We start from the raw sequence: 19,073 nt of genomic DNA on the forward strand, positions 1-19,073 counted from the left end.
ATGCGGCCGCCGCGAACATGGAGATACCGCAGTCATGACTTCCCGGGCAGTTGCCACCACTGCCGCGCGCCGCCTGCTGGAGCTTGCTGCCAGGCTGGGCGTGGATTACTTCTTCACCAACCTGGGCAGCGACCACCCGGCGTTCATCGAGGCCTTCGCGGCCATCGACGGCGAAGGCACCGCCATGCCCCGGATCGTCGTTTGTCCGCACGAGATGACCGCCCTCACCGCCGCCCACGGCTATGCCATGGTGACGCGCCGCCCGCAGATCGTGCTGGTGCACGTGGACGTCGGTACGCAGAACCTGGGTTGCAGCCTGCACAACGCCTCGCGGGGCCGTGTGCCCGCCATCATCGTGGCCGGTTTGTCGCCCGTGACCGTAAGCGGCGACCGCGCCGGCGCGCGCACCGAGTTCATCCACTACACGCAGGATGCTCCGCGCCAGCATGAAATCGCGGCGCAGTACATGAAGTGGACCTACGAATTGCGCGCACCCGAGATGCTGGACAACGTGCTGATGCGCGCGATGCAGGTGGCGACCACCGCACCCGAAGGCCCGATCTATCTGACCGGCGCGCGGGAAGTCTGGGAAGGCCCGGCCGAGCCCCTGCCCGACGAGGCGCTTGAGCACTGGTCCCCTGCCCGTCTCGGCGGCTTGCGCGAGGAAGCCGTGGCGGAATTGCACGGGGCGCTGTCGCAAGCCCGGCGGCCCCTGGTGTTGACGACCTACCTGGGACGCAATCAGGCCGCCGTCGGCCGCCTGGTGGAATTATCGGAGCGGCTGGGCCTGCCGGTGGCCGAGATCGCGCCGCAGTACGTCAACTTTCCTGGCGGGCATCCGCACCATGCCGGTTACCGGCGCAATGCGCTGGTGGCCGACGCCGATCTCATCCTGATGCTGGACGTGGACGTGCCGTGGATCGTCTCGCGCACGGGCCCGGCCGCGGGCGCGCGTCTGTTTCACATCGATGCCGACCCGGTGAAGGAAGGCATGGGGTTCTGGCATTTCCCCGCGCACCGCAGCTATCTTGCCGACAGCGACTATGTCCTGCGGCAGTTGCTGGACTACGGCCGCGATCGCGCGGAACCGGTGCCGGCCGAGCGGCTGCGATGGATAGCCGAGGCGCGCCAGCGGGTGGCGGCCGCTCCCCTGCCCTCCCTATCCGTCAGGCAGGGCGGCATCACTGTCAGGCAGTTGACGGAAGCGGTGGGCGAACTGGTCAACGACCGCACGGTGATCGTGTGCGAAGAGCCTTCCGGAACCGAGACCATTCTATCGACGCTGCGGCTGAACCGGCCCGGTAGCTACTACGTCAACGGCGGCAGCGGCCTGGGCTGGGGCATCAACGCCGCCGTGGGTGTCAAGCTGGCGGATCCCGGGGCCGAGGTGATCGCGCTCAGCGGCGACGGAAGCTTCCTGTTCGGCGTGCCCAGCAGCACTTATTGGGTGGCGCAGACCTACGGCGCCCCCATTCTTACCGTCGTCTACAACAACCGGGGCTGGAATTCCCCCAAGGTCTCCACGAACCTGGTACATGCCCATTCCACGGCGAAAAGCAGGGATCGCTACTGGATAACGGTGGCGGACGGCGCCCGGCTGGCGGACATAGCCGCCGCGGCGGGCGGCGCGGCGGCCTTTCGCGTCAGCGAAGGCCAGGCGCTGCGCGGCACGTTGCAGGAAGCGTTGGAAACCGTGCGGGCAGGCCGCAGTGCCGTCGTCGAAGTCATGCTTGATCCCATTTCCGAGCAGGTGCTGGCATGAGGACTCCGGACTTCCTGGATGCCGGGGCCTGGGCCGGCAAGCTGTTCCAGGGGGCATGGACCCCGGCCGATGGCCTGGCCTATGACGCGGTCGACAAGGCGAACGGTGCCCGCCTGGCGAGCCTGACGCTGGCGACGCCCGCCGCGCTGTCGGCATCGGCCCGCCAGGCCGCGCATGCCCAGCCGGCGTGGGCCGCCACACCGCACGAGGAACGGGCGGCGATCCTGCGCCGGGCAGCCGACTTGGTCGACGGCCATCGCGACGAAGCCGCGCAATGGATCATGCGCGAGACAGGCGCCATTCGGGCCAAGGCGGACATGGAGCTGCGCTCGGCCATGCTGACCCTCCACCAGGCTGCCTCGATGCTGGGCGAACCCCAGGGGTTGGTATTTCCTTCCGCCGCCGACAAACTGAGCTATGGCCGGCGCATTCCGCATGGCGTGGTGGGCGTGATCGCACCGTTCAATTTCCCGCTGACCCTGTCCATGCGCGCCGTGGCGCCTGCCCTGGCCACGGGTAATGCCGTCGTGCTCAAGCCGGACCCGCAGACAGCGGTCAGCGGCGGTCTTTATATCGCTCGCTTGTTCGAGGACGCCGGGCTGCCGGCCGGCCTGTTCCACGTACTGCCGGGTGGCGCCGAGGTGGGCGAGGCGATGTGCGTGGATCCGCTGGTCGGCATGGTGGCCTTCACCGGATCGACCGCCGCAGGCAGGCGCGTAGGGGCGCTGTGTGGCGAGCATTTGAAGAAAGTGTCGCTCGAACTGGGCGGCAAGAATTCGCTGATCGTCCTCGACGATGCCGATCTGGAGCTCGCCGCCGGTTGCGCCGCGTTCGGCGCATGGATGCACCAGGGCCAGATCTGCATGGCCACGGGCCGCATCCTGGCCCACGAAAGCGTCGCCCGTCGCCTGGCCGATCTGCTGGCCGCCAGGGCCGGCAAGATGAAAACGGGCGATCCGCGGCAAGCGGGCGTGCGGCTCGGCCCCATGATCAATGCCCGCCAGCTCGAGCGCGTCGACCAACTGGTCAAGCGCACGATCGCAGCCGGCGCGCGGCTGTGCGCGGGCGGCATGGCCGATCGCCCGTTCTATGCCGCCACGGTGCTGGATGGCGTGCGGCCGGGCATGCCGGCCTTCGACGAGGAAGTATTCGGACCGGTCGCCGTGGTGACGCCTTTCTCCTCGGACGAGGAAGCCGTTGCCCTGGCCAACCGTACCGAGTACGGGCTGTCTGCCGCGGTCGTCTCGCGCTCGGTGGCGCGGGCAATGGCCTTGGGTCGCCGCCTGCGTACAGGGCTGTTGCACATCAACGACCAGACGGTGGCTGGCGATCCTCGCGTGCCCTTCGGCGGCGTCGGGGCCTCGGGGAATGGCGGCCGTATCGGCGGCCCCGCCAACTGGGACGAATTCACGCAGTGGCAGTGGGTCACCGTTCAGGACCGGCCCCCCGCCTACCCCTTCTGATCCATTACCCCGGCACCCGCCGGTTCATCCAGCCGTCCAGCCGTCGCAGAACGGCAAGGAGAGGAGACATTTCCATGAAATTCCAGGCTTACCCGTTGCTGGCAGCTTGCGCGCTGGCTTGTGCCACCTCCGCTGGCGCCGCCGATTATCCTTCGCGCCCGATCCGTATCGTGGTCGACTTCCCGGCCGGCGGTACCATCGATTCTCTTGCACGCATCGTCGGCCAGCGACTGGGCGATCGATGGGGGCAACCGGTGGTGGTCGAGAACCGCCCGGGCGCGGGTGGCAACATCGGTGCCCACGAGGTCTACGGGTCCGCACCCGACGGCTATACCCTGCTGGCCACGCCCCCTGGGCCGTTGTCGATCAACGAGTACCTGTACAAGGACCTGACCTTCAAACCCTCGTCCTTCGCGGCAATAGGCTTGTTGGCAGGCAGCCCCAACGCCATCACGGTCAAATCCTCGTTGCCGGTCAGATCGGTGCAGGAACTGATCGCCTACGCCAAGGCCCATCCCGGCAAGCTGACCTACGGCTCCCAGGGCAACGGTTCGACGTCGCACCTGACCGGACAGTTGTTCGCGACGATGTCGGGCACCTCGCTGGTCCACGTTCCCTACAAGGGCGAAGGTCCCGCGCTGACCGACCTGATGGCGGGCCGCGTCGATCTTTTCTTCGGGAACATTTCGGCCGTGCTCAAGCTGCGCGACACCGGCAAGGTGCGCATCATGGCGGTAGCCGACCACGCACGTACCGAGATCGCCTCCGATGTCCCGAGCGCCGCCGAATCCGGGTTTCCAGGCTTCGAGAGCAGTGCCTGGTTCGCGCTGATGGCGCCGCCGGGCACGCCGGCCCCCATCGTCGACAGGCTGAACGAGGCACTGGCGGCCATTCTGGCCGACGACGGCGTGAAGAAACGCTTCCTCGCACTGGGGGCCGAAGCCAGGTCCTCGACCCCGGAACAAGCCCAGGCGTTCATCGAGGCTGAGCGCGTACGGTGGAAAAAGGTCATCGTCGAAGCCGGCGTGACCATGGATTGATACGGCTTCAACCTCAGACCGACAATCCGCTGATGCGCCGCACCCGCCGGGCCACCGCTTCCTCCAGCACCCCCGGCGCCGTCTCCACCATCGTGAACCACGTCCGCGCGCGCGTCACGCCGGTATAGACCAGTTCCCGCGTAAGGATGGGACTGGTCCGATCCGGCAGCAGCAAGGCGGTGTGCGCGAATTCCGAGCCTTGCGATTTGTGGACGGTCATGGCGTAGACGGTTTCCACCGCGTTGAGCCGGCTCGGCAACGCGAAGCGCACGCCGTCGGTGCCGTCGCTGCGCGGGAAGGCCACGCGCAGCGCGGTGCCTTCCCCGTCGCCTTGCGGCACGCGCAGCGCGATGCCGATGTCGCCGTTCATCAGGCCCAGGGCGTAGTCGTTGCGGGTGACGAGGACGGGACGACCTTCGTACCAGCCCAGCTCCTGTTCGATCAGTCCGCGCGCGCATAACGCCCTCGCGATGCGCGCGTTGAGGCCTTCGACCCCCTGCTCTCCCTTGCGGACGGCGCACAACAGGCGGAAGGCGTCGAAGGCCGCCAGCACCCGGGCCGCCCAGCTTTCCCAGGCGGGATCGTCGCCCGGGATATCCGCGGCCGGACGGGTGCGCTGCATGACGTCCAGGTAGTGCGCATAGCCACAGGGTTTGCCGCGCGCGGAGGCCGGATGGCCATCCAGCAGCAGCCGGTCGAGCGCGTCCGGCCGGATGCCGCGCGTGTCATAGACGTCGGGATCGGGCGCGGCGGATTCTCGTTCCAGCACGGTTCGTACTTCCTGCGGCAGCCCGGCGTTGACCGCGCGGGCCAGTTGCCCGATGCCGCTGCCGGCGCCGAAGCGGCGCGAGCGGCGCAGCATGACGATCTGCTGCGCCATCGCATGGCGTTCGGCATCGCCGGGCGACAGCCCCGTGCCGGCCAGGCTTTCGCCGCTGGCTTGTTCGAGCCAGGCCAGGGTCTCGGGCGTGTAGTGGCCGGCATCGGCGTCGCGGCAGAGATCGCCCAGCACGGCGCCCGCCTCCACCGACGCGAGCTGGTCCTTGTCGCCCAGCAGGACCAGCCTGGCGTGAGGCGGCAAGGCGGCCATCAAGTGCGCCATCATTTCGACGTCTATCATCGACGCCTCGTCCACGACCAGCATGTCGATGAGCAAGGGATTACCGGCATGGTGGCGGAAATGGCGCGTGTCCGGCCGGCTGCCCAGCAGCCGGTGCAGCGTCGAGACTTCGGTCGGGATGGCCGCCCGGACAGCGTCGGAAACGGGAAGTCGTCCGACCTGTTCGGCGATGGATGCCGACAGGCGGGCCGCCGCCTTGCCGGTGGGCGCGGACAGCAGGATGCGCAGCGGCCGCCCCGCTTCTACCGCCGCCATCTGCAGCAGCGCGAGCAGGCGCACGACCGTGGTGGTCTTGCCGGTTCCCGGTCCACCGGTGACGATGCCGATGCGGCCCCGGGCGGCCAGCGCGCAGGCCAGCTTCTGCCAGTCGGGACCGCTGTCCGCGGCTTGGGTTTCGTCGAACAGCAACGCCAGCGATTGCGCGAGGTTCGGCGGTGTCTCGACCGGGTGCGCTAGGCGCTCCCGCAGGGCCTGGGCGATGCGTCGCTCGAAGTCCCAGTAGCGCCGCAGGTACAGGCGGCCGGCATCGAGCACCAGCGGCCGCCCCTCGTCGGTCGAGTCCGCCCTAGCGGCATCCGCCACCAGCGGGCTGCCGGCCAGCGCGGCCAGCCACGTCGCGGCATCCACGCCGGCAAGCAGGTCGGACGGCAGGCGCATCGAGGGCCCCATGTCGCCCTCAGGCGGCAGGGACAGCGCCTCGTCGGGCCGCTCCAGCGTCAGGGCCAGGTCCAGGCAGACGTGACCGTGCCCCAATTGATGACTGGCCAGCGCGGCGGCCACCGCCACCAGGGGCTGGGTATCGGGACGGCACTCGAGCAGGAAGCCGACGAAGGCGCGGTCCAGCCGCCGCAACCAGCCGCGCTCGACCCAGGCATCGAGCAGCCCGAGCAGCGATTCGCGGTCGCGCAGGTCCGGCGAAGCCTGCGGCGCGGGCGCATCGAACGGCAATTCGTAGTTCGAGGAAGCCCGGGTCATGCCTGTGCCTCCGCAACGCCGGCGAACAGGCGGTCGAGTTGCTCGATCAGTTCGCGCGGCGGGCGATCGAAGTACGCGCCGCGTGTCGGCGCCCGGGTGCCGCGCAGGAACAGGTACAGCGCGCCGCCCATGTGGCGGTCGTAGTCGTAGTCCGGCAGCCGCGCCGTCAACTGCCGGTGCAGCGCCAGCAGGTACAGCACGTACTGCAGGTCGTAGCGCTTGGCCAGGATCTCGCTTTCCATCGCGGCGGTGGTGTAGGCCGCGTCGGTCGCGCCCAGCCAGTTCGACTTGTAGTCGGCCACGTAATAGCGCCCCTGGTGTTCGAAGGTCAGGTCCATGAAGCCCTTGAACATGCCGTTGAGCATGGCCGGCTCCAGCCCGGGCCGCGCCGCGCCCGGCACGACGTGGCGCCGGACCAGCGCATCGATGCGCGCGACGTCGACGTGGCGGCTTTCGAACCAGAATTCCATTTCGACCCGGTAGGACTCGAGCTCCGCGAACCGGAAGCTCCGCCCCGCGCCCAGCGGCAGCCGTTCGGTCAGCACGCCCGACAGCCAGCGGCTCAGCGGCGTGATCCAGCTTTCCCAGCCGCGGCGGTTGCAGCGGCGCGCGACGGCGTCGGCCAAGCGGTCCGGATCGGCCGCGGCGGCGCCGAAGCCCTCCTCCCCTGCCCACTCGAACAGGCCGTGCAGGAAGGTGCCCGGTCCCGGCCCGCGCGGAAAGCGATGCATGCCGGTGCCTGCCGGCGCGGCCAGCGTCTCGTCCGTGTCGGGAACGTCGTCGTCGAACAGCTTTTGCGCCTCGGGCGTCTCGGGGCTGGTGTCGCCGTGCAGGCGGGCCTCGCGCGCATCTTCGTCGCCGTCGGCCAGGCTGGCGACGCGCAAGGCGCTGTAGGAAGCGATCCACCACGGTTCGCCGGGCTGGCGTCCGGGCGTGCGGTACACGGGTTCGGCGGGACCGTCGGCCTGCATGTCCAGGACGACGGTGTCCGGCCGTGGGGCCGGCACGGTGCGCAGCAAGGCCCCGGAAGGATCCAGGGCGCGCAGCACGGACTCCAGCCGGGCCGATCCCGCCAGCGGTTCGCCGCCACCGGCCAGATAGCCCAGCGCGCACAGCGGCCAACCCGATTCGGCGGCGCGGCCGCGCTTGAGGTCGGCCACGCCCAGCCAGCAGGCATGGCGCGCCCGCGTCAGCGCCACGTACAACAGACGCAGGTCTTCGGCCAGCCGCTCGCGGTCGGCCAGCGCCTCCTCGGCCTCGCCGGGCGCGATGCTGACGACCAGTCGGCCGGATTCGTCGTGATAGCGCAGCGGCGGGCGGGTACGGTCGGCGGGCCGGAATGAGCAGGCGAACGGCAGGAAGACCAGCGGATATTCCAGCCCCTTGGACTTGTGGACCGTCACGACCTTGAGCAACTGGGCATCGCTTTCCAGCCTCAGGATCTGGGCTTCGTTGGCCTGGCCGTCCTGCGCCAGGTGCTCCGCCAGGTGGCGGATCAGGGCCTGCTCGCCGTCCAGTTCGCCGGCCGCCTGTTGCAGCAGTTCGGCCAGGTGCAGCAGGTTGGTCAGGGCGCGTTCGCCGTCCGCGCGCCGGGCCAGCGCCGCCGGCAGCCCGAAGTCGTCCATGAAGCGCCGCAGCATGGGCAGCACGCCCTGGCGCCGCCACAGGTCGCGGTAGCCACGGAAACGCAGCACCCAGGACTCCCAGAAGCGCTCGTCGCGGTTCAGCCGGTCGAGCTCGGCCAGCGGCCGGTCCAGCGTCGCGCTGGCCAGCGTCGCGCGCAGCTTGCGGTCGTCGTCGGGTTCGGCGCAGGCATGCAGCCAGCGCAGCAGGTCGGCGGCTTCCTGGCCGTCGAACACCGAGTCCTTGTCCGACAGGTAGACGCTGCGCACGCCGCGTTCGGCCAGCGCGGAACGGATGGCATGGGCCTCGCCCATGTCGCGCACCAGCACCGCGATGTCGGCGGGCGCGAGGCCGCGGATCGCGCCGTCTTGCAGGAAGCCCGTGTTCCCCGCCCGGCCGCCGGCCAGCAGGCGGACGATCTCGGTGGCGCAGGTGGCGGCCATGGCCGCGCGGTAGGTGCCGCCGGCGATGGGCGCGTCCTGGTCGGCCAGCCAGAAGGTCAACGGCGCGGCGGGCGCGCCGTCCGTGACCAGGGACTCCGCCCTGCCCTGCGCCGCTACCGGCACGAAGGGCAGCGGGTCGTCGCCGCCGCGCCGGAACAGGAAGGCGCCCTGCCCGTCCGGCCGGTTCTCGGCAGTCTCGAATACGGCGTTGACCGCGGCGACCATGCCGGCGCTGGAGCGGAAGTTGGTGCCCAGCGTGTAGTGGCGGCCGGCGGTCGCCCGGCGGGCGCGCAGATAGGTATGGATGTCGGCGCCGCGGAAGGCGTAGATGGCCTGCTTGGGATCGCCGATCATCAGCAGCGCGCAATCGTCGGAGTCGTCGGCGACGCGGTAGACGCGGTCGAAGATCCGGTACTGGACAGGATCGGTATCCTGGAATTCGTCGATCAGCGCCACCGGGAACTGGGCGCGGATGACCTGGGCCAGCCGATCGCCGTTCTCGCCGCGCAGCGCCGCATCCAGGCGGGTCAGCATATCGTCGAAACCCATTTCGGCGCGGCGCCGCTTTTCCTCGTCGAAGCGGATCCGCACCCGATACGCGGCGTGCGCCAGCATGTCGGCATCGGCCGATGGCAGTCGGGCAAGCAGGCGCGGCAGGTCGACCATGGCATCCAGCGCGGGATGGTCGATGCGATGGCCGGCCTCGCAGATCTCGGCCATGCCGGCCGGAGTCAGGCGCTGGAATCCCGTTCCCAGGTCCAGGATTTCCAGCGCGGGATCGGACGCCCAGGCGGACAAGCGGTCGAACCAGGGGCCGTACCAGCGTGCCTGGAACTTGCGGGCGTTGACGCGCTTGGCGGCGCAGGCCGCATCGCACAGTGCGCGCAATTCCTGGCTCCAGGCGGTCCACGGAGCTTTCAGCTGGGCGAGCGCCGCGGCGCGGCGGGCACGGGCACTGGCGTAGATGTCCGCCAAGGTGCCGGGGATGTCGCGTGGCGATGCATGGGCCAGCAAAGGCGAAATCCGCCGCCGCAAGGCATCGGGGGTGATCCAGTTCGTCGACACCCAGTCCAGCGTCTCGTCCCGCAATGCATAGCAATGTTCGCGCCAATAGTCGCGCACGACCTCGGCCAGGAGGTCGGTATGGTCGGTTTCCAGTGTCTGCGTGAACAGGCTGCCGCTGTCGAAGGCGTGTTCGCGCAGCATGCGCTGGCACCAGCCGTGGATGGTGGACACCGCGGCCTCGTCCATCCATTGCGCCGCCACGTCCAGCTTGCTGGCGCAGGCGGGCCAGTCGGCCTCGGGGTAGTCGCCACGCAAAGCAGCGATCAAGGTATCCGGCGCCTCGGTTTCCTCGCGGAAATAGCGTGCGGACTCCGCCAGCCGGGCGCGAATGCGGTCACGCAGTTCCTGGGTGGCGGCATCGGTGAAGGTCACGACCAGGATCTCGGGCGGCAGCAGCTCGCGGCCGAAGGCGCTCTCGCCACCATGCCCCAGCACGAGTCGGACGAACAGCGCGGAAATGGTGAAAGTCTTGCCCGTGCCGGCGCTGGCCTCGATCAGGCGGCTGCCACGCAGCGGCAGGGTCAGTGCCAGGTCGCGTGTCGGGGACGAAGCGCTCATGCCCGCTCTCCCCCGGTTTTCCTCTCGGTACGCGCCGGCCGGGCCGTTTCGAACAGCGGCAGATACAGCGTCCGGGCCCAGGAACCGAACTCCTCGTCCGACCACAAGGCCTGGAAGTCCGGGAACTGGCGCATCAGATAGGGATTGCGGTCGACCTCGCCGGGCATGGTGGGCCCGCCCTCGTAGGTCTTGCGCGCCTGCTCGTATGCCGCCGCCTCGTCCGGCAGCGCGGCCAGCCACGCGAACGCCGTGCGCACGGCCACCGGCGGCGGAAGGCGCATGCCGGCGTCCCAGGCGTCGATCAGGTCGCCCAGCCAGGCCCGCGCCTCGCTTTCGGCCACGGGCGGCAGGCTGAATTCGCCGTCGGTGGCGACCAGCACGGTGTGCAGGGACAGCCCCGTCGCATTGCCGGCCAGATGCGCCACCCAAGGCCGGATCAACCGATGCCATCGTGGCAGGCGCGCGGCCACGCCCAGCTCGCCGGGAATGGCCTCGAGCCAGAGGTGCCCGCCGTCGTCGTTGCGCCGCAGTCCGCCCAGCCAGCCCTGCAACGAGATCTCGCCATGCCGGAACTCCACCGCGGCCGGCACCTCGCATGCCAGCGGCCAGCGCGCGCGCCACTCCCGATGCCGCGCCAGCACGTCGGGCAGCGGCGCGATCAGCGCCTGCGCCACGCGTTCGCCGAATCCGGCCAGCGGCAGCTCGCCGCCGCGCGCCAACATCCTGGCCGTCGCGTGCAGCCTGTCCAGGGCCTCGTCGGCGTCGTCCGCGGACAAGCCGGCCAGCAACAAGCGCTCGCTCAACTGGTAATGGGTCAGGCCGTCGAGCGCGAAGGGTTCTTCGTCCTCCGCCGCCTCTTCGGCATCGTCGAAATGGATCTTCAGCCGCTGGTTGAAGAAGGCCCGCAGCGGGTCTCGGGCATAGGCCTGCAACTGCGCCAGTTCCAGGACGGCGCCGGCCGGGGGCGGCGGCAGGGCCTGCGGCATGGGCGCCCCGGACGCCCGGGGCTCGTGCATCACCGCCCATTCCCGCGCATAGGTGAACAGCCGCCCCGAGCGCGAGGCGAAATAGCGCGGGCTGAAAGGCTGCAGCGGATGGACCGTGGTCAGGCCGTCCAGCAGGTCCGCGCCGTCCTGGCTTTTCCAGCCCGCGGCAAGATGGTCGCGCAATTGCGCCACCAGCACGGAAGGCGGCCGCTCGGCGTTGTCGCGTACGCTGCGGCCGACCCAGCTCACGTACAGCGCGTCGCGCGCCGACAGCAGCGCCTCGAGCAGCAGATAGCGGTCGTCCTCGCGGCGCGAACGGTCGCCCGGCCGGTAGTCGGCGCGCATCAGGTCGAAATCGGGCGGCGTCTGGACCCGGGGATAGTCGCCGTCGTTCATGCCCAGCAGGCAGACGACGCGGAACGGGATCGCCCGCATCGGCATCAGGGTGCAGAAGTTGACCGACCCTGCCAGGAAGCGCTGGTTCAGGCGGCTGCGATCCAGGTCGCCCAGCCAGGCCTCGCGCACCACCACCAGCGGCAGCGTTTCCTCCAGGCCGACGCGCTCGCACACCTCCAGCCAGTCGTCCAGCAACTGCGACAGGCTGGCCAGCGCGGCTTCCTCGCGCTCGGTCGTCGGCGTGAAGAGATCGGCCATCAGGGTCCGCAGCCGGAATCCCCAGGCCTGGGGCGCGGCCGGCGTCGCCAGGGCGGCGCGGATGCGTTCCAGGCTCTCCAGCAAGGCGTCCAGCGATCCGACCAGCGCCGCGTCCAGGCCGCCCACTTCGTCATAGGGTTCGATGCCCTCGAACGCCGGCGCGGCGCCCACCGCGTAGCCCAGCAGCATGCGGCGCAGGCCGAAGCGCCAGGTGTTCTGCTCCATGCCCCCGGGCAGGCCCAGGCTGGCGCGCTGGCCGGCGTCCACGCCCCAGCGCACGCCCGCCCCGGCGATCCAGCGATGCAACTGCGGCAGGTCGCTTTCGCGCAGGCCGAAGCGCTGGCGCACGGCCGGCACGTCCAGCAGGTCCAGTATCTCGCTGACCGCGAAACGGCTCTCGGGCAGCCGCAGCAGGTGCTCGACCGCGATCAGCAGCGGCTCGCGGCCGCGCTGCCCCTGGTCGGCCAGCGTATAGGGAATGTGGCGGCGGTCGCGCGGATCGATCTGGCCGAACACTGCCCGGATGTGCGGCGCGTAGGCATCGATGTCCGGCACCATGACGATGACGTCGCGCGGCCGCAGGCTGGGGTCGGCATCGAAGCGGGCCAGGAGCTGGTCGTGCAGGATCTCGACCTCGCGCTGCGGGCTGTGGGCGATGTGGAAACGGATGGAGGCGTCGGTCTCGACGTCCACCGGCGGCCATTGTTCCCGCGTTTCCTCGAGCGAGCGCAGATTGAGGATGTCGTCCTGGACCTGGGCCAGCAGGTGCTCGGCGGGCGGTTCGCTGAACAGGTCGATGCGGCGGTCGCTGATGGAAGCGAAATGCTCCTGGTAGCGCTCGGGAATGTCGTAGGTATCGAGCAGGTGGATGTAGTCGCGGCCCTGTTTGCCCCAGGCCGCCAGCAGCGGATTGCCGAAGCGGTGCATGGCCTGCGCGTCCGGCGCCGCGGGCATGCCGGGCTTGCGCTGGTGCCGCCGGTACTGGTGGCGCAGCAGGTCCTGGTCGGCGACGATGTCGGTCCAGTGATGCTGGCAGGGATTGTGGACGCACAAGAGGACCTGGCAGAACTTGGACAGTGCCGCCAGCGCCTCCAGCGACTGCGCCGGCATGGACGAGATCCCGAATACGATCACCCGGCGCGGCAGGTCCCGCGGCGGCGCATCGGCCTCGGCCAGCCGCGCCAGGAAGCGCCGGTGCACGCGCGCCCGGCTCTGGATCACGCCATCGTCGCCCACGTCGGCCAGCACCGCGCGCCACAAGGCGGCCTGCCAGCGGTCCTCCGCGCCGAGCGGCACGGTGCCGCGCCGCGATGTCCGCAACACGTCGCGCCCATGCTCCCAGTCGTCCAGCCAATCGGCGCGGTACACCTGGTACTGGTCGAACAGGTCCGCCAGCCGCTCGGCCAGTTGATGGCGCTTGCGCATGCTGTCGTCGTCGGCCAGGAAGCGCCGCAGCGGCAGGAACACCTCGTCGCCCAGCACCTGCGGCAACAGGCGCAGCAGACGCCAGGTCAAGCCGTTGCGGTCGAGCGAAGATGTTTCGGGAAGCAGGTCCTTGCCCAGCACCGCGCGGTAGGCCTGCCAGAGAAAGCGCGCCGGCAGTTGCACCGCCACCGCCGCCGCGATCCCGCAGCCTTGCGCCCCCGCCTCGTCCGGATCGGCCGCCAGGGCGAACTTCAGCCACTGCGCGATGCCGTTGCTCTGCACCAGGATGATTTCGTTCTCGAGCGGCGCCAGCGGATACCGCTTCATCCATGACACCGCCAGCCCGCGCAGTTCCTCCAGCCGATTGCCGTGGACGACCATGAAACCGGGAGCGAGCGGCGAAGAAGCGGGCATGCGCGAACAATGAGAATGGGGGGCGATCCCCCCATTCTACAGAGCGGCAGGAACGATCAACGGTATCCGGTACGGTCCAGGATCTTTTGGGCCGTGACCTGGTTGCGGCCGATCGCGCCGATCGACACCGTCTCGGCCTTGAACGGACCCAGCGCTTCCAGCGCGGCGTTGTCGGTCTTGACCGACCGCACGGCCGGCCATTCGTTGTTGCCCGCGGCGAAATAGTTCTGCGCCTTGTCGCTGGCCAGGTACTCCAGGAACTTGACCGCGGCTTCCTTGTGCGGCGCATGGCGGGCCACCGCACCGCCGGCGACGTTCATGTGCACGCCCTGCCCCGCCTGGTCGGGCCACAGGAAGCCGATCTTGGCGATTGCGGCCTTGTCCTCGGGCTTGTCGGACCGGGCCATGCGCACGTAGTAGTAGTTGTTGGTCAGCGCGACGCCGCATTCGCCCGAGGCCACGCCCTTGATCTGGTCGGTGTCGCCGCCCTGCGGGCTGCGCGCCATGTTGGCCACCATGCCCTGGGCCCACTTCTCGGCCGCGGCCTCGCCGTTGCGCTCGATCAGCGAGCCCAGCAGGGACAGCATGTAGGGGTGGGAGCCGGACCGCGTGCAGACCTTGCCCTTGTTCTTGGGGTCGGCCAGCTTTTCGTAGGTATCGACGTCCGCCGGGTTGACGGTCGCCTTGTTGTAGACGATGACGCGGGCGCGCGTGGAGAAACCGAACCATTGCGGGTCCTTGCCCGGTTCGCCGCCTTGCAGGTTGGCGGGAATGCGCTCGGCCAGCACCTTGGAGCTGACCGGCTGGAACAGGCCGTCGGCCTCGGCGCGCCACAAGCGCGCGGCGTCGACCATCAGGATCACGTCGGCCGGGCTCTTGGCGCCCTCGCTCTTCAGGCGCTCGACCAGCGCGGCATCGCCGGCCTCGATGCGGTTGATCTTGATGCCGGTCTGGTCGGTGAATCCCTTGTAGAGCAGCTCGTCCGTCTGATAATGGCGGGCGGAATAGATGTTCAGTTCCTGCGCGTGGGCGCCGGCGGAGACGGCCAGCAACGCGGCGGTCAGCAGGGAAAGCTTGAGCATGGACGAGGCCTCGGGATAAGGTCGAGTTGGCAACGAGATGGGAATTATTGTCATTCCCATCTCTCCCGTCAAATCTTTCAGCTTTTCGTAAGCTTGTCCCGCCGGGAAATGGCCCGGGCCAGCACGATCACCGGCAGCAGGCCGGCCAGCACGATGGTCAGGGCCGGGACGGCGGCCTCTCCCAACCGTTCGTCCGCCGCCAGGTGGTCGGTGATGACGGCCAGGGTGTCGAAGTTGAACGGCCGCAGCACCAGGGTCGCGGGCAGCTCCTTCATCACGTCCACGAACACCAGCAAGGCGGCGGTCAGCAGGCTGCGCCGCAACAGCGGCTGGTGCACACGCGCCAGCAGTTCCCAGGTCCCCGCCCCCAGGCTGCGCGCGCTGGCATCCAGGGACGGCGTGATCTTGGCCAGCCCCGCCTCCGTCGTTTGCAGCGCCACCGCCAGGAAGCGGACCAGGTAGGCATAGACCAGCAGCGTCAGCGTGCCGGTCAGCGTGCCCTGGAACGACCATCCCCACGCCTCCAGCCGGCCGTCCAGCGCGCCCACCAGGATCAACAGGCCCACCGCCAGCACCGCGCCGGGCACCGCGTAGCCCATGCCCGCCACGCTGTTGGCGGCGCGCACCAGCCGCCCGGGCGCCAGGCGGGCGGCGTAGGCCAGCCCGAGCGCCAGCACCACGGCCAGCACCGAGGTCGTGGCCGCCAGCCGCAGGGTATTGCCCAGCCACATGGCATAGCGGTTCCAGTCGATGACGTGGAAATCCTGGGCGGCGAACCGCAGCATGATGGCCACGGGCAGCAGGAATCCCAAGGTCAGCGGTACGAGGCATACCAGGTTGGCCCAGACCGCCCGGCGGCCCGACAGCCGGCGCGGCGCCTGCTCGTGGCGCTGGGCGCCCGCGTGAAAGCGCAGGCGGGTCCGGCTGCGGCGCTCCAGCCAGACCAGCACGAACACGAAGGCCAGCAGGGCCGACGCCAGCTGGGCCGCGGCGATGCGGTCCCCCATGGACAGCCAGGCCCGGTAGATGCCGGTGGTGAAGGTCTGCACGCCGAAGTACGACACCGCGCCGTAGTCGGCCAGCGTCTCCATCAGCACCAGCGTGATGCCGGCCACGGCCGCGGGCCGCGCCAGCGGCAGCACCACCGCGAAGAAAGCCCGCGCCGGGCCGCAGCCCAGCGTGCGCGCGGCCTCGGACAGGCGCGGGCTGCGCTCGAGGAAGGCCGTGCGCGTCAGCAGGTAGACGTAGGGATAGAACGCGAAGATGAAGACCAGCGCCGCCCCGTACCACGACCGGATGGCCGGGAACCATGGCAGCCGGGGCTGACCGGTCAGGTCCCGCAGCAGGGTCTGCACCGGCCCCGAGAACTGGAAGAAGTCGGTGAAGGCATAGGCCATGACATAGGTCGGCATGGCCAGCGGCAGGATCAGCGCCCATTCGTAGACGCGCCGCCCGGGGAAATCGTGGGCCGCCACGACCCAGGCGGTGGCGACGCCCACGACGGCGGCGCCCGCGCCCACGGCCGCCATCAGCAGCAGCGAGGTGGCGACATAGCCCGGCAGCACCGTGCCGGCCAGGTGGGCAAGGATGTCCCGGGCGCCGGCGTCGGCGTTCGACACCGACCACAGCAGGCTGACGATGGGCAAGGCGATGAAGGCGGCCACGGCGGCGGCCGGCCAGGAAAGCGCGGTGCGTCGGTGCATCGGATACCAGGACAAATCGACGGACGACGCGGGCGCGAAGGTCCGCCTGGCGTTGGCGGCAAGCAGGAATACGAATTATATTCATGCGCTTGCGCAATCCGTCCGCCCCCATGCCCCACCCTCACCTGCAGCTCGATCACGTCCGCCTGGGCTATCGCATGCCGACCGGCATGCACGTCGTCGTCGACGACCTGTCGCTGGCCCTGCACGAAGGCCGCATCGGCTGCCTGCTGGGGCCATCGGGCTGCGGCAAGAGCACGGTGCTGCGCGCGATCAGCGGTTTCGAACCCCTGCTGGCCGGAAGCATCGCGCTGCACGGCGAAGTCGTCGCCACGCCGCGCCGCAGCCTGGCCCCCGAGAAACGCCGGGTGGGTGTCATGTTCCAGGACTACGCGCTGTTCCCTCACCTGTCGGTGGAAGACAACGTCGGTTTCGGCCTGCGGCGCGAACCGGCCGCGGCCCGCGCCGCGCGGGTAAAAGGGCTCCTGTCCCTGGTCGGCATGGCCTCGCTGGGCGGCAAGTATCCGCACGAGCTGTCCGGCGGCCAGCAGCAGCGCGTGGCGCTGGCCCGCGCGCTGGCGCCACGCCCCGAACTGCTGCTGCTGGACGAGCCCTTTTCCAGCCTGGACGTGGACCTGCGCGAGCGACTGGCCGGCGAAATACGGGACATCCTGAAGGAGGCCGAGGCGACTGCGATCCTGGTGACGCACGACCAGGCCGAGGCTTTCGCGATGGCCGACGAGATCGGCGTGATGGAGCAAGGCCGGATCGTGCAGTGGGGCAAGGCCTACGATCTTTATCACCACCCCGCCACGGCGTTCGTGGCCGGCTTCATCGGCGCCGGCGTGCTGGTGCCGGGCCGGCCGACAGGCAACGGCAGCATCCGGCTTGAATTCGGCGATATCGATGCGCCCGGCCCTGTTTCCACGAACGGCGATGTCCGGGTCCTGCTGCGGCCCGACGACCTGCTGGCCGACGCCGACAGCCCCATCCGGGCGCGGCTGGTCCACAAGGTCTTTCGCGGCCCGGGCTACCTGTACACCTTGCGCCTGCCCTCGGGCAGCGAAGTGCTGGCGCAGATGCCCCGCGAGGACGGGCATCGCATGGGCGACGAGATCGGCATCCGCCTGCGGACGGGCAGCCTGCCCGCCTTTCCCGCTTAGCGGCGCTGCTGCTGTTGCCGGCGCTGGCGGTCCTGGTTCAGGCGTTCGACCAGGTTGTTGGCCAGTATCGTGTTGCCCGCGTCCCGGCCGACATCCACGGCGTTCTTGCCCTCGGCATTGCGGACGTAGCCATCCGCCCCTTCGTCCAGCAGCAGCTTCACCGTCGAAGTATGGTCGTAGCGCATGGCCATCATCAGGGGCGTCATCTTCCCGGGCGATTCGGCGTCGATGTAGGCATAGTGCTCCAGCAGCACGCGCACCGCGTCGTCGTTGCCCTTGGATGCGGCGTAGTGCAGCGCCGTCCAGCCCTCCTGGTTGACCTCGGCGCCGCGCTCGATCAGTTTTTCCATCCGCGCGGCCTCGCCCCGGATGGCCAGGTACATCAGCGGCGTCTCGCGCAGCCGGTTCTGGCGATTCACGTCGATGCGCTTGTCGGCCAGCAGGACGTCATAGACGCCCCAGGCCTCTTCCTTGATGGCTTCGAGCAGCGGCGTATTGCTGGCGGCATTCGGCATGTTGGGATCCATGCCCCGCGCGAGCAGCGTTTTGACCGTGGACGCGCGGTCGTTGCGGATGGCGATCCAGAAATCCTCTTCCGCGCCTGCCTGCGCCGCCGAGAACGCGGTCAGCCAGCACCACAGCAACAGGAACCCCCATCCGCGCCGCGCCCACGAGCCAAACATAATGCGTTTCCTTATATTTGCTTTCCAAGCCATTGATTGAAAAGCTTTTTTCTTCAACATCGAACAGCTGGATTAAAGTTATTTCTAACTTTAAGTTAACGCTGTATATCTTTGAATAGATTGAAAAAATTCTTGGTCGACGCTTCCGCCACCGCTTCGACCGTGATGCCCCGCAGGTCGGCGATCTTCTCGGCGACGTGGATCACCTTGGACGGGTCGTTCAGCTTGCCCCGGTGGGGTACGGGCGCCAGGTATGGCGAATCGGTTTCGATCAGGATCCGGTCCAGCGGGATGTTGCGGGCCACTTCCTGCAGTTCCCGCGCATTCTTGAAGGTGACGATGCCCGAAAAGGAGATGTGGAAATTCATCGCGATGGCCGCGTCCGCCACTGCCTGGGATTCGGTGAAGCAATGCATCACGCCGCCGACTTCCGCCGCCCCCTCTTCTTCCATGATGCGCAGCGTATCTTCCGCCGCCGAGCGGGTGTGGATGATCAGGGGTTTGCCGGTCCGCCGGGCGGCACGGATATGGTTGCGGAAGCGGTCGCGCTGCCAGGTCAGGTCACCCGTCAGCCGGTAGTAGTCCAGCCCGGTTTCTCCTATCGCGACGACCTTCGGAGTCGCCGCCAGCTCGACCAATTGCTCGACCGTGGGGTCGGGGGTGTCCTCGTAGTCGGGGTGCACGCCCACCGAGGCCCAAAGATTGTCATGGCCCCGCACCAGCTCCATCAGCCGAGGCCAGTCGGGCAGGTTCACGCTGACGCACAGCGCCTGGGCGACGTGGTTGCCGCGCATGCGCTCGAGGATCTCGGGCAGTTGCGCGGCCAGTTCGGGAAAATCCAGATGGCAATGCGAATCGACGAACATGGGAAAGGAAGACGGTAAGGCTGCGGAATCCATAGTACCAGCGGGAGC

11 protein-coding genes are annotated in these 19,073 nt (G+C 69.2%); 4 read left to right on the forward strand and 7 right to left on the reverse strand.

The genetic code is table 11. The features are described 5' to 3' along the window. The first annotated feature begins 34 nt into the window (after nucleotides 1-34). The 3 genes from CDO46_RS19705 (at nucleotide 35) to CDO46_RS19715 (ending at nucleotide 4,265) form a co-directional block, all read left to right on the forward strand. The gene (locus CDO46_RS19705; protein ID WP_087840166.1) at nucleotides 35-1,762 is read left to right on the forward strand and encodes a thiamine pyrophosphate-requiring protein; all 1,728 of its coding nucleotides are present in this window, start codon (nucleotides 35-37) and stop codon (nucleotides 1,760-1,762) included. Further along, nucleotides 1,759-3,225, forward strand: coding sequence for a benzaldehyde dehydrogenase (locus tag CDO46_RS19710; RefSeq protein WP_087840167.1), 1,467 nt, complete (start codon nucleotides 1,759-1,761; stop codon nucleotides 3,223-3,225). The genes CDO46_RS19705 and CDO46_RS19710 overlap by 4 nt, the downstream gene beginning before the upstream one ends. Nucleotides 3,226-3,299: 74 nt before the next feature. Further along, nucleotides 3,300-4,265 (forward strand): tripartite tricarboxylate transporter substrate binding protein, encoded by a 966-nt coding sequence (locus CDO46_RS19715; RefSeq protein WP_087840168.1) that lies wholly within the window; start codon nucleotides 3,300-3,302, stop codon nucleotides 4,263-4,265. 13 nt (nucleotides 4,266-4,278) lie between these two features. Here CDO46_RS19715 and recD read toward each other — a convergent pair whose 3' ends face one another. From recD to CDO46_RS19740, 5 genes are all read right to left on the reverse strand, one after another. Beyond that, nucleotides 4,279-6,360 carry an exodeoxyribonuclease V subunit alpha gene (gene recD, locus CDO46_RS19720; RefSeq protein WP_087840169.1) on the reverse strand — a complete coding sequence of 694 codons (2,082 nt, stop codon included), beginning with the start codon at nucleotides 6,358-6,360 and terminating at the stop codon, nucleotides 4,279-4,281. Further along, nucleotides 6,357-10,049 carry an exodeoxyribonuclease V subunit beta gene (gene recB / locus CDO46_RS19725; protein ID WP_087840170.1) on the reverse strand — a complete coding sequence of 1,231 codons (3,693 nt, stop codon included), beginning with the start codon at nucleotides 10,047-10,049 and terminating at the stop codon, nucleotides 6,357-6,359. Before recB ends, recD begins: the two co-directional genes overlap by 4 nt. Further along, on the reverse strand, nucleotides 10,046-13,528 hold the full coding sequence (recC, locus tag CDO46_RS19730; protein WP_087840171.1) for an exodeoxyribonuclease V subunit gamma: 3,483 nt from the start codon (nucleotides 13,526-13,528) through the stop codon (nucleotides 10,046-10,048). The genes recB and recC overlap by 4 nt, the downstream gene beginning before the upstream one ends. A gap of 56 nt (nucleotides 13,529-13,584) precedes the next feature. Then, nucleotides 13,585-14,610 (reverse strand): extracellular solute-binding protein, encoded by a 1,026-nt coding sequence (locus tag CDO46_RS19735; protein WP_087840172.1) that lies wholly within the window; start codon nucleotides 14,608-14,610, stop codon nucleotides 13,585-13,587. A gap of 77 nt (nucleotides 14,611-14,687) precedes the next feature. Further along, nucleotides 14,688-16,313: an iron ABC transporter permease gene (locus tag CDO46_RS19740; RefSeq protein ID WP_087840173.1), complete on the reverse strand. Its 1,626-nt coding sequence runs from the start codon at nucleotides 16,311-16,313 to the stop codon at nucleotides 14,688-14,690. An 83-nt stretch (nucleotides 16,314-16,396) separates the two neighbouring features. Between CDO46_RS19740 and CDO46_RS19745 the strand changes: the two genes are divergently transcribed. Further along, a complete protein-coding gene (locus CDO46_RS19745) occupies nucleotides 16,397-17,476 on the forward strand; it encodes an ABC transporter ATP-binding protein (protein WP_243724349.1) in 1,080 nt (359 codons plus the stop codon). Here CDO46_RS19745 and CDO46_RS19750 read toward each other — a convergent pair. Beyond that, nucleotides 17,473-18,159 (reverse strand): ankyrin repeat domain-containing protein, encoded by a 687-nt coding sequence (locus CDO46_RS19750; RefSeq protein ID WP_176400793.1) that lies wholly within the window; start codon nucleotides 18,157-18,159, stop codon nucleotides 17,473-17,475. The genes CDO46_RS19745 and CDO46_RS19750 overlap by 4 nt on opposite strands. Before the next feature lie 95 nt (nucleotides 18,160-18,254). After that, entirely contained in the window at nucleotides 18,255-19,025 is a 771-nt protein-coding gene (locus CDO46_RS19755) for a TatD family hydrolase (RefSeq protein WP_087840175.1), read from the reverse strand. Between the last annotated feature and the right edge of the window lie 48 nt (nucleotides 19,026-19,073).

The sequence above is a fragment of the Pigmentiphaga sp. NML030171 genome, from assembly GCF_002188635.1.
GTDB classification, from domain to species: Bacteria; Pseudomonadota; Gammaproteobacteria; order Burkholderiales; family Burkholderiaceae_B; genus Pigmentiphaga; species Pigmentiphaga daeguensis.

Coding starts and splice junctions, on each gene's coding strand:
- CDO46_RS19705 (WP_087840166.1), top strand. CDS start 35: ATGACTTCCCGGGCAGTTGCCACCACTGCCGCGCGCCGCCTGCTGGAG.
- CDO46_RS19710 (WP_087840167.1), top strand. CDS start 1,759: ATGAGGACTCCGGACTTCCTGGATGCCGGGGCCTGGGCCGGCAAGCTG.
- CDO46_RS19715 (WP_087840168.1), top strand. CDS start 3,300: ATGAAATTCCAGGCTTACCCGTTGCTGGCAGCTTGCGCGCTGGCTTGT.
- recD (WP_087840169.1), bottom strand. CDS start 6,360: ATGACCCGGGCTTCCTCGAACTACGAATTGCCGTTCGATGCGCCCGCG.
- recB (WP_087840170.1), bottom strand. CDS start 10,049: ATGAGCGCTTCGTCCCCGACACGCGACCTGGCACTGACCCTGCCGCTG.
- recC (WP_087840171.1), bottom strand. CDS start 13,528: ATGCCCGCTTCTTCGCCGCTCGCTCCCGGTTTCATGGTCGTCCACGGC.
- CDO46_RS19735 (WP_087840172.1), bottom strand. CDS start 14,610: ATGCTCAAGCTTTCCCTGCTGACCGCCGCGTTGCTGGCCGTCTCCGCC.
- CDO46_RS19740 (WP_087840173.1), bottom strand. CDS start 16,313: ATGCACCGACGCACCGCGCTTTCCTGGCCGGCCGCCGCCGTGGCCGCC.
- CDO46_RS19745 (WP_243724349.1), top strand. CDS start 16,397: ATGCGCTTGCGCAATCCGTCCGCCCCCATGCCCCACCCTCACCTGCAG.
- CDO46_RS19750 (WP_176400793.1), bottom strand. CDS start 18,159: ATGTTTGGCTCGTGGGCGCGGCGCGGATGGGGGTTCCTGTTGCTGTGG.
- CDO46_RS19755 (WP_087840175.1), bottom strand. CDS start 19,025: ATGTTCGTCGATTCGCATTGCCATCTGGATTTTCCCGAACTGGCCGCG.